The following is a 10442-nucleotide window of genomic DNA, read 5'->3' on the forward strand; positions in this document are numbered from 1 at the left end:
AAGAAATGCCGATGGCCGTGCCCCGGGGCATGGCCGCGGTGCCGACGGAGCCTCTCTACGGATAGGGGTTTCAACGTAGGGCGACGATCTGAGCAGTTCGATGGAAGCCCGATTCACTTAGATATGGAGATATGCGACATGGCATTTGATGCTTTCCTGAAGATCGACGGCATTCCGGGCGAGGCCCTGGACGACAAGCACAAGGACTGGATCGAGGTGCTCGGCTACAACTACGGCGCCACCCAGGCCACCTCGGCCACCGCCAGCTCCGCCGGCGGCGCCTCCTCCGAGCGCGTCAACCTGAGCGACTTCACCGTGCGCAAGTTCGTCGACAAGGCCTCGGCCAAGCTCTTCGAAGCCTGCTGCAAGGGCCAGCACCTCAAGCAGGTGGTGCTGAACGTCAACCGCGCCGGCGGTGACAAGGTCACCTACTACCAGATCACCCTGGAGGAAGTGGTGGTGTCCTCGATCAACCACACCGGCGCCGCCAACGACGCCGAGTCCGGCGACCTGCCGACCGAAGTGGTGACCTTCAACTTCGCTCGCATCAAGACCACCTACACCCAGCAGAAGCGCGCCGACGGCGCGGGCGGCGGCAACGTCGCCGGCGGCTGGGACCGCTCGATGAACAAGGTCTATTCCTGACAGGACAGGCCTGCAATGTGCCCTCCCGGCGGTTTCGGCCGCCGGGAGGCTTCCACTTTCATTCAACCTGTTCCTAGAGGTGGCGCGATGGCTGTAGGCGAACTTTTTGCCACCCTTGCCCTGATCACGCTGGCCATATGGTGCTGCGGGCAGCTCTACGACCTCGTGCAGATTCGGCGCGGCAAGTTCCCGAGCCCCGCACGAACCACACTGGACGATATACGAAGGCTCCGCGACGAGGGCTACATGGGCATCGCCATCAAGCGCTTCCAGCAATTGCCGGAAAACAAGGGTTTGTACACCGAGAAAGGGGCGCGGAAGAAAGTGGAGCAGCTGTAGGCAATGAATGCATCGTTTGAACCCTACCCGACACCCGTTGCAGGCGTTCTGGAATGAAGAACGTGGCCTTTCTGTTGCTGGCGCTGTCAGTGGCCGGTACGGCCCACCTGTTCTTCAACCTGACGGGCGAATACGCCTTCCCGATCCTGCTGGCCATCGGCATCGCCGCCCTGTTCGGCAATGGTCGCGGCCCACGCTTCGGCCGGCGCGACACCCCACCGGATTGAGATATCACGCATCATGATGCAGCTACCTCCCTCATTGTCCCTCGACGTCCTGGCCGCCCCCATCGACGGTGGCGCCGGCGAGGACCTGAGCTTTTCCGAGCTGTTCGACCAGATCAAGGAAGCGCGCCGCGCCGACCCGCAGTACCTGTCCCAGGGCGACTGGCAGACCGACCTCAAGCAGGCGGACTGGGAGCAGGTCATCGAACTGGCCGGGGAGGGCATCGCCCGCCGCAGCAAGGACCTGATGCTGGTCGCCTGGCTGGCCGAGGGCCTGGCCCGGCGCCATGGCTTCGCCGGCGTGGAGCACGGCCTGGCGCTGGCCACGCGGCTGCTGGAGACGTATTGGGACAGCCTCTTCCCCGAACTGGAAGAGGGCATCGAGCAGCGCGCCACGCGCCTGGGCTGGCTCGACAGCACCCTGGCCGAGGTGGCCAGCCAACTGCCGCTGACCCAGGGCCAGGCATACAGCCTGCTGGCCTACGAGGAGTCGCGCCAGGTGGAAAACCTGGCCCGGCAGAACGCCGATGCCGCCAGCGCCGCGCTGGCCGACGGCAAGATCAATGCGGAGATCTTCCAGCGCGCCGTGGTGCTGACCGACACCGCGCACCTGCAGGCCCAGCATGCCCGGATCGGAGCCTGCCTCGTCGCCTTGCAGGGCCTCGGCGCCAGGGCCGACAGCCTGTTCGGCCAGGAAGCGCCTTCCTTCCGCAACCTCGATGACGTGCTGCAGCGCTGCCAGCAACTGCTGGAGCGCCTGCTCAAGGAGCGCAACGTGGACATCAGCGCCAATCCCGCCCCGGCCGCCGGACCCGAAGCCGCGCCGGCCGCCCGGCCCGCATCCGCCGAAACGCCGGCCGCCGCCCCTGCCGTCAACGGCATGCCGCGCAGCCGCGAGGAGGCCCTGGCGCTGCTGGGCAACGTCGCCCAGTACTTCCGCCAGCACGAGCCGCACAGCCCGATCCCCTACCTGGTGGAGCGCGCCATCAAGTGGGGCGGCATGCCCCTGGACGCCTGGCTGCGCGACGTGATCAAGGACGGCGGCGTGATCGACAGCATCCGCGACACCCTGGGCACCCAGGAGTCCTGAACCTCGGCCCCGCATGGCCGGGCCGGCGGGCGCCCCGACCGCTTGTCCGCCGGCGGGGCTGGCGCAATGCCGCACGGCGGGGGCCGCGCCCGTACCCGCTGCGGCAGCCGCCCGCCAGCGGTCGCGAACGCTGCGCTTCTCTTGTAAGATCAACGGTTTGGATTGGCAGGGCGCTGCCCAGGTTGCCAATCGCAAGTCAGTTGAGATTCACTGCCTGCCGGATCGCAGAGGGAGCTGAATCCCGATTTCCGCCTGCCACCCCGGTCGTCATGCCGCCGAAGTGCCTCGCCACCGCGGCGCGGGCCTGCGGGTGCGTGCCTCCCGAGCATAGTCAGCGCCCGCACCGCCGAACCCGGCAGCGGGCGTGGTGTGCGTTTCCCCGGCGGTGAACCCGGACAGATACAGCGGTATTGAAAAAGGCCAAGTCATGAGCGACATCCGTAACCCCAAGCACCAGGCCCTGGTCGCCAAGCTGCGCGAGATCTTCCAGATCGACCGCCCGGAGCTGGACTTCGGCGTCTACCGCATCCTCAATGCCCGTGCCGGCGAGATCAACGACTACCTGGAGCGGCGCCTGCCGGGCAAGATCCAGGCGAGCCTGGCGGCCGGCAGCGCCGCCAGCCTGCAGCAGCTGGAAAACGAGTTGCGCGAGGCGGAAAAAAGTGCCCAGCAGCTCGGCGTGAGCCCGGAAAGCGTACCGCGGGTGCAGGCGTTGCGGGCCCGGCTGAAAGAGGCAGGCGCCGGCGCCTCCGAGCACGAGAACGCCGTCTTCAGCCACCTGCTGACCTTCTTCGGCCGCTACTACAACAACGGTGACTTCGTCAGCCAGCGCCGCTACAAGGGGGACACCTATGCCATCCCCTACGCCGGCGAGGAAGTCATGCTGCACTGGGCCAACAAGGACCAGTACTACACCAAGAGCGGCGAGAACTTCGCCAACTACAGCTTCCGCCTGGAAGACGGCCGTACCGTGCACTTCCGCCTGGTGGCCGCCGACACCGCCAAGGACAACCGCAAGGACAACGACAAGGAGCGCCGCTTTGCGCTGATCGAGCCCATGACGGTGAGCCGCACCGACGAGCATGGCCATGAGTACGACGAAGCGCTGCGCCCCATCGAGGAAAGCGACGGGGCCGACGGCCAGCCGCTGCTGACGCTGCGCTTCGAGTACCGGCCGGTGGCCAAGGGCACCAGGCAGGAGACGCTGATCGGCAAGGCCGTGGAGACCGTGCTGGGTGACGCGGCGGTCAAGGCGCGCTGGGCCGAGCTGGCCAGGCGCGAGCCGACCGAGAAGAACCCGCAGCGCACGCTGCTGGAGAAGAACCTCACCGACTACACCAGCAAGAACACCGCCGACTACTTCATCCACAAGGACCTGGCCCGCTTCCTGCGCGGCGAGCTGGACTTCTACATCAAGAGCGAAGTCCTGCACCTGGACGACCTGCAGAACGCCACCGCCATCGCCGACATCGAGAAGAGCCTGCGCATGACGCAGTGCCTTCGGGCCATCGCCCAGGAGCTGATCGACTTCCTGGCGCAGCTGGAGGAATTCCAGAAGAAGCTGTGGCTGAAGAAGAAGTTCGTGGTCTCCAGCCACTACTGCATCACCCTGGACCGGGTGCCGGAAGCGCTGTACCCGGCGATAGCCGCCAACCCCCGGCAGTGGGAACAGTGGCGCCAGCTGGGGCTCTGGACGGGCGCGGCGAACGGCACCGAGCAGGACCTGCGCAACGCCCCCTTCCGGATGCTCGACACCAGCCTCTACGACGCCGCCTTCAAGGCGCGGCTACTGGCTTCCCTTTCCGACCTGGACGGCAGCGTCGACGGCATCTTCGTCCACAGCGACAACTTCCAGGCCCTGAGCTTCCTGCAGGAGCGCTACCGCGAGCAGGTCAAGTACATCTATATAGACCCGCCCTACAACACCAACTCCACGCCCATCCTCTACAAGAACGAGTACAAGCACTCATCCTGGATGAGCCTGATGCAGGACCGCCTGGTCAAGGGCATGGGCCTGCTGCGCTACGATGGCGTGAAGACGGTGGCGATCGACGACTCCGAGATGGTCAACCTGTCCAAGGTGATGGAGCAGGTGGCGCCGGAGCACACGCTGTCCCGCGTCACCGTGGTGCACAACCCCAAGGGCTCGATCACCCGCAACTTCAACCGCACCCACGAGTACGCCCTGTTCCTCACCCGCGACGGGCTGTCGAGCATCGCCAGGACCCTGGAAGAGAACGACACCCCGCGCAAGATGCGGCGCTGGGGCGAGAACTCCCGGCGCATCGACCGGCGGCCGTCGTTCTACCCGATCTACGTCCTGGACGGCCGCGTCGTCGACGTCGGCACGGTGCCGGACGACGACTTCCACCCGGCCGGCAGGAACGTCCTGCTGGCGGACGGGCGCGTCGAGGTGTGGCCGATCGACCAGGACGGTGTCGAGCGGCGCTGGAACTTCGGCCTCGACTCCATCCGCCAGAACCTCGAGCGCATCGCCGCGCGCAAGGTCGGCGACGACTGGGACCTGTTCGTCACCCACGAGCAGACCGTGCCCAAGACCGTCTGGAGCGGTGGCGAATTCGATGCCGGCAAGTACGGCAACAGCCTGCTCATCGACATGCTCGGCGAGAAGCGCTTCGATTTCCCGAAGTCGATCCACCTGGTGAAGAAGTGCATCTCCCTGGCGGTCCAGGCCGACGAGCAGGCCCTGGTGCTCGACTACTTCGGCGGCAGCGGCACCACCGCCCACGCAGTGATCGAGCTGCGGCGCGAGGCCCGGGCCGCCGGCCTGGAGCCCAGGCTCGGCTTCATCCTGGTGGAGCAGGGCGAGTACTTCGAAAGCGTGACCAAGCCGCGGGCGATCAAGGCCATCTATTCCGCGCAATGGAAGGACGGCGAGCCCACGGCGCCGCAGACCGGGCTGTCCGGCTGCTTCAAGGTGCTCAAGCTGGAGAGCTACGAGGACGCCCTGAACAACATCCAGCTCGCCCGGCCGCCGGCGGTGGGCGACCTGTTCGGCTTCCTCCCGGACCACGCGCGGGACGACTACCTGCTGCGCTACATGCTGAACGTCGAGAGCCGCGCCTCGTTGCTGTCGATTGGCGACTTCCGCAAGCCGTTCGACTACGCCATGGACATCGCGGTGGACTCCGCCGGCGCCTTCGAGCGGCGCCCGGTGGACCTGGTCGAGACCTTCAACTACCTCCTCGGCCTGCGCGTCGGCCAGGTCGATGCGCAGCTGGAGCGCGGCTTCGTCAAGGTCACCGGCACGCTGCCGGGCGGGGAGCGCTGCCTGGTGCTCTGGCGTGACTGCGAGGTCCTGGACTACGAAGGCATCGGCCGGCTCTGCGAGGAACTGGCGATCGACCCGGCGGACAGCCGCTTCGACGTCATCTACCTCAACGGCGACCACAACATCCCCACGGTGCTCACCCAGACCGCGGCGGAGGGCGGCGCCACCCGCGAGCTCAGGCTGCGCCAGATCGAGCCGGAATTCCTCGAACGCATGTTCGCCGTGGAGGCGCTCTGATGGCGCGTGCACCACGGGGTGCGGCCGGCAAGCGCAGCTTCCACCAGGAGCTGGTGCTCAACCGCTGGATGCTGGGCTTCTTCAAGGGCGGCAGCCTGGGGGCGCTGAAGCTGCGCCTGGGCGACGACCGCCACGAGGGCATCGACGACGACGGCCAGACGCTGTTCTTCCACGAGCTCGCCGGCAACCTCTTCGAGCCGCAGCGCATCGGCGAGGCGGAGCTGCGCCGCTACGACCTGAACATAGTCGCACACTGGCAGCGCATCACCGCCCAGCGCAACAAGCGCGAAGGCCACGAACTGCAGATGAAGTACTTCCAGTACCTGTCGCTGCTGTTCACCGAGATCTACCTGGACTGGTACTTCAACCGCCGCGAGGCGCTGCTCGATGGCCTGAACCAGACCCTGGCGGCCTACCGCGGGGAGGCCGGCGCCGATCCGTTCCGCGACTTCGACGCCGACGACCTGAACAAGATCGCCTTCTGGAACGCCACCGGCAGCGGCAAGACCCTGCTGCTGCACGTCAACATCCTGCAGTACCTGCATTACTTCCAGGCCGGCAACGCCGACCGCTACCCGAGCAAGGTCATCCTGCTCACGCCCAACGAGGGCCTGTCGCGCCAGCACCTGGAAGAGCTGCACCTGTCCGGATTCGGCTTCGCCCAGTACTTCAACAAGAGCCAGACGCCGCCGCGCGGCACCATCGAGATCATCGACATCAACAAGCTCGGCGACGAGATGGGCGACAAGACCGTGGCGGTGGAGGCCTTCGAAGGCAACAACCTGGTGCTGGTGGACGAAGGCCACCGCGGCACCGGAACCGCCGCGGGGGCCTGGATGAGCCGGCGCGACGCCCTGGTGCGCGGCGGCTTCGCCTTCGAGTATTCGGCCACCTTCGGCCAGGCGGTGGCCAAGGGGCTGACCGTCGACGCGGCGGAGGACGAGCTGAAGAAGAAGCGCGCCAGGATGCTGTTCCAGACCGCCAGCCTGAAGAAGCTGGACGAGGCGCAACTGGCGCAGCTGGCGCTGTCCGCGGAAGAGCTGCGCCAGGCGCGCATCACCGCGACCCGCGAGGTCTACGCCAAGTGCATCCTCTTCGACTACTCGTACAAGTTCTTCTACGAGGATGGCTACGGCAAGGACTCGCTGATCCTGAACATGAACGGCGAGGCCTACGCCGAGGGCGACAACGCCTACAAGTATTTCGCCGCCTGCCTGCTGGCCTTCTACCAGCAGTCCTGGCTGTGGAGCCGCCATCGCGAGCAACTGCAGGACTTCAACATCGAGAAGCCGCTGTGGGTGTTCGTCGGCAACAAGGTGGCGGACGAGGATTCGGACATCCTCGAGGTGGTGACCTTCCTCGCCGAGTTCCTCAACCGCGAGGCGCAGATCAAGGCCTGGCTGGCGGACCTGGTGAACGACAAGGCGCAGCTGCTGGATGCCAAGGGCAACAACATCTTCCAGGGGCGCTTCGCCCCGCTGCTGGGCTACAGCGACAGGATCGACGAGCTGTACGCCGACATCCTCCAGCGGGTGTTCAACGCCCCGGCCCGCCAGCGACTGAAGCTGGTCAACATCCGCAACAGCAAGGGCGAGCTGGCCCTGCGGGTGGGCGATGGCGAACCCTTCGCGCTGATCAACATCGGCGACGACTCCGGCTTCTTCCGCCAGGCCGAGGCCTGCGCGGCCTTCGACAGCGAGGCGGACGACTTCAGCGGCGCGCTCTTCGGCACCCTGAACCACAAGGACAGCCGGCTGAACGTGCTGGTCGGTTCGCGCAAGTTCACCGAGGGCTGGAGCAGCTGGCGCGTATCCACCATGGGCCTGCTCAACATGGGCCAGGGCGAGGGTTCGCAGATCATCCAGCTGTTCGGCCGCGGCGTGCGGCTGAAGGGCGAGGGCTTCTCGCTGAAGCGCACCAGCCCCCAGGAGCGCCCCAAGGGCCTGCACCTGGACAAGCTGGAAACCCTGAACATCTTCGGGGTGCGCGCCAACTACATCGCGGCCTTCAAGGACTACCTGAAGGAGGAGGGGATCACCCCCAGCGACGAGCTGATCGAGCTGGACCTCCCCACCCGGGCCAACCTGCCGCAGGGCAAGCTGAGGACCCTGGTGCTCAAGGACGGCTACAAGGACAACCAGAAGAAAGGCTTCAAGCGCACCCATTTCCCCTGGCTGTACGAAGTGCCCGCGGCATTCGCCGGCAAGGTCAAGCTGCCCCATGTGACGCTGGACCTGTATCCGCGCATCGAGGCGCTGAGCACCACGGCGACGGCGGGCACGGCGGCGCAGGCGCGGCACAGGGGCAAGCTGGACCCGGCGCTGTTCGGCCTGTTCGACTGGGACCGCATCTATATCGAGCTGCAGAACTGCAAGCTGCAGCGGGGCTGGAGCAACCTGCGCCTGGACCGGCAGAAGCTGGTGGACTTCTGCCAGGGGCCGGCCGACTGGTACACGCTGCTGATCCCGGCCAGCGAGCTGGCGATCACCGGCTACGCCGACGTGCGCAAGCAGGAAGACATACTGCTGCGCCTGCTGGTGGACTACACCGAGCGCTTCTACAAGGCCCTGAAGAGCGGCTACGAAGGCCAGTTCTACGACGTGGTCCAGCTGGACGGCGGGCATGGCTCGATGCTCAAGGGCTACCGCTTCGAGATCGAGGGCAGCGAGCAGGGCCTGGAGTACTTCCGCAAGCTGGAAGAGCTGAAGGCGCTGGTGGCGCAGGGGCGGCTCGACCAGGCCGGCCAGTGGAGCGCGCCGCACATGGTGGCCATCAGCTTCGACCGTCACCTGTACTACCCGCTGCTGTCGCTGGACGACAAGGACGCCGTTCCGTTCAAGCTGCGCCCGCTGGCGTTCGACGCGCCCAGCGAGTGGGCGTTCGTCAGGGACCTGGAGGCCTTCCACGGCTCGCCCGCGGGCAGGAAGGCCATCGGCTCGCGCAGCCTTTACCTGCTGCGCAACGCCGCCACCCAGGACAAGGGGCTGGGCTTCGCCACCGCGGGCAACTTCTATCCCGACTTCCTGCTCTGGCTGGTGGATGACGCGACGGGGCAGCAGTGGCTGACCTTCGTGGACCCCAAGGGGCTGCGCAACCTGGACCTGGCGCATCCGAAGCTGGGGCTGTACAGGGAGGTCAAATCGATCCAGGCCACGCTGCCGGGCGAGCAGGCGCTGGTGCTCAACGCCTTCGTGCTGTCGCCGACGCCCTATGCGGAACTGCTGAACGTCGCGGAGCACTGCCCGAAGGCGGAGCTGGAAGACCGTCACATCCTGTTCATGGAGGACGGCGCCGGCGGCTATCTGGAGAAGATGTTCGCGAGGATAGGGTAGGGGGGGGGGCAGGCTGTGGCCGGGGGCTACAGCCAGTGGGCGGGAACTTCGATCTCGTAGTTCTTGGCCACGATGGCCAGCGTCCCGGCGATTTCGGCGTGGCGCGCCTGCTGTGCGCTGTTCCAGCTTTCCCGGTTGGCCAGCAGGGTCTTGAGTTCCTCCAGGTTGTACATGCCCAGGCGGAGGAAGTTGCCCCAGGTCGGGGCGCCGAAGAGGTTGTAGATGGTGGTGGTGTCGTCGCGCTCGCTGGCCAGGCGCTTGGGGCCGGTCAGCTTCTCGGCGGCGGCTTCCGCCTCGTCGCGGTCTTCGTAGGTGTTGAGCAGCTTGATCATGAAGAACGTGTGATCTCTTCGTGTAGCATGGCTGAGGGGCGTCGATTGTAGGGAGTTGATGTTCGCATGTCGAATCCATGGAAGGCCTGCAACCTGTACCAGAACCTGCTGGAATCGCTGCCGCCGGGGCTGGTCGCCCGCGTCCCGGCGGCGCACTCCAGGCTGCTCGCCTGGCAGCCGGAGTCGCGGCACTACTACCAGACGATGTACCTCGACCAGGCACAGGGCGCGCCAGCGCGGAAAAGGCCCGGCGACAAGGTTTGCCGCGAGTGCGAGCATTTCCACCTCTCCACGCTCAAGCATATAGACAAGAACCCGGACATCGACCTGGGCAATGAACTGGAGGCGGTGTTCGAATCCTACTTACAGCAGGTCCTGGATACCCTGGTTCCGGGGCTCGTGGTCGAAAGGGCCGACCAGCAGGAACTGCACATGCCGGATTTCCAGGTACGGCATGTGCAAAGTGGCGAAGTCCTGCTGCTGATGGAGTTCAAGGTCATATTCCGGCCCTTCCTGCTGATCTCGAAGAAGGTCAACCCGGCCTACGAGTGCTATTCCCACTCGATGACGCTGGACGTCGCCGGCAAGCTGGACGCCCAGCGAGAGTTGGTGGTCAACGGCCCGGGAGTGCACAAGTGCGCCTATGTCTACTGGTACGACCTGCCCTGCGTGAAGGGTGTGTTCTGGATGTCGGCGGAAGACGTGTACCGGCACCAGGACGAGCAGGTCGCCTATAAGAGGAAGGTGGTCAGTGGCGACATAGGGGCGGCGGGGCAGGTCAGGGGCGCGGTCAGGAAGCTGTACTTGCCGCTCTATCAGATGAACGACTTCGATTCGCTGGTCTCGCTGCTGCAGGAAAGAATGCCGTCGAAATAAAAGTTTCAAAAAGTCGTTGACGGGCATTCTGAAGTCCCTATAATGCGCACCACTCCCAGCGACGAAGCGCTGAAA

At 65.9% G+C, this 10442-nt stretch carries 8 protein-coding genes; 7 read left to right on the plus strand and 1 reads right to left on the minus strand.

Annotation, left to right across the window (positions count from 1 at the left end; translation table 11 throughout):
- The first annotated feature begins 138 nt into the window (after positions 1 to 138).
- From VV867_RS27565 to VV867_RS27590, 6 genes are all read left to right on the plus strand, one after another.
- Complete coding sequence (locus tag VV867_RS27565; protein WP_089394267.1) at positions 139 to 645, plus strand: Hcp family type VI secretion system effector; 507 nt, start codon at positions 139 to 141, stop codon at positions 643 to 645.
- Between the two features lie 87 nt (positions 646 to 732).
- Positions 733 to 984, plus strand: a complete 252-nt coding sequence (locus VV867_RS27570; protein WP_328568092.1) for a hypothetical protein — start codon at positions 733 to 735, stop codon at positions 982 to 984.
- A gap of 53 nt (positions 985 to 1037) precedes the next feature.
- Positions 1038 to 1211, plus strand: a complete 174-nt coding sequence (locus tag VV867_RS27575) for a hypothetical protein (protein ID WP_328568093.1) — start codon at positions 1038 to 1040, stop codon at positions 1209 to 1211.
- A 13-nt stretch (positions 1212 to 1224) separates the two neighbouring features.
- The gene (tssA, locus tag VV867_RS27580) at positions 1225 to 2298 is read left to right on the plus strand and encodes a type VI secretion system protein TssA (RefSeq protein WP_442965055.1); all 1074 of its coding nucleotides are present in this window, start codon (positions 1225 to 1227) and stop codon (positions 2296 to 2298) included.
- Between the two features lie 427 nt (positions 2299 to 2725).
- Complete coding sequence (locus VV867_RS27585) at positions 2726 to 5827, plus strand: site-specific DNA-methyltransferase (protein WP_328568095.1); 3102 nt, start codon at positions 2726 to 2728, stop codon at positions 5825 to 5827.
- The gene (locus tag VV867_RS27590) at positions 5827 to 9159 is read left to right on the plus strand and encodes a DEAD/DEAH box helicase family protein (RefSeq protein ID WP_328568096.1); all 3333 of its coding nucleotides are present in this window, start codon (positions 5827 to 5829) and stop codon (positions 9157 to 9159) included. The genes VV867_RS27585 and VV867_RS27590 overlap by 1 nt, the downstream gene beginning before the upstream one ends.
- A 26-nt stretch (positions 9160 to 9185) precedes the next feature.
- Here VV867_RS27590 and VV867_RS27595 read toward each other — a convergent pair whose 3' ends face one another.
- On the minus strand, positions 9186 to 9491 hold the full coding sequence (locus VV867_RS27595; protein WP_371921192.1) for a hypothetical protein: 306 nt from the start codon (positions 9489 to 9491) through the stop codon (positions 9186 to 9188).
- A 66-nt stretch (positions 9492 to 9557) separates the two neighbouring features.
- On the opposite strand from VV867_RS27595, the gene VV867_RS27600 reads away from it, so the two are divergent.
- A complete protein-coding gene (locus VV867_RS27600) occupies positions 9558 to 10367 on the plus strand; it encodes a hypothetical protein (RefSeq protein WP_109937047.1) in 810 nt (269 codons plus the stop codon).
- Positions 10368 to 10442: the final 75 nt, after the last annotated feature.

This window comes from Pseudomonas sp. JH-2 (assembly GCF_036231725.1).
Lineage (GTDB): Bacteria > Pseudomonadota > Gammaproteobacteria > Pseudomonadales > Pseudomonadaceae > Pseudomonas > Pseudomonas delhiensis.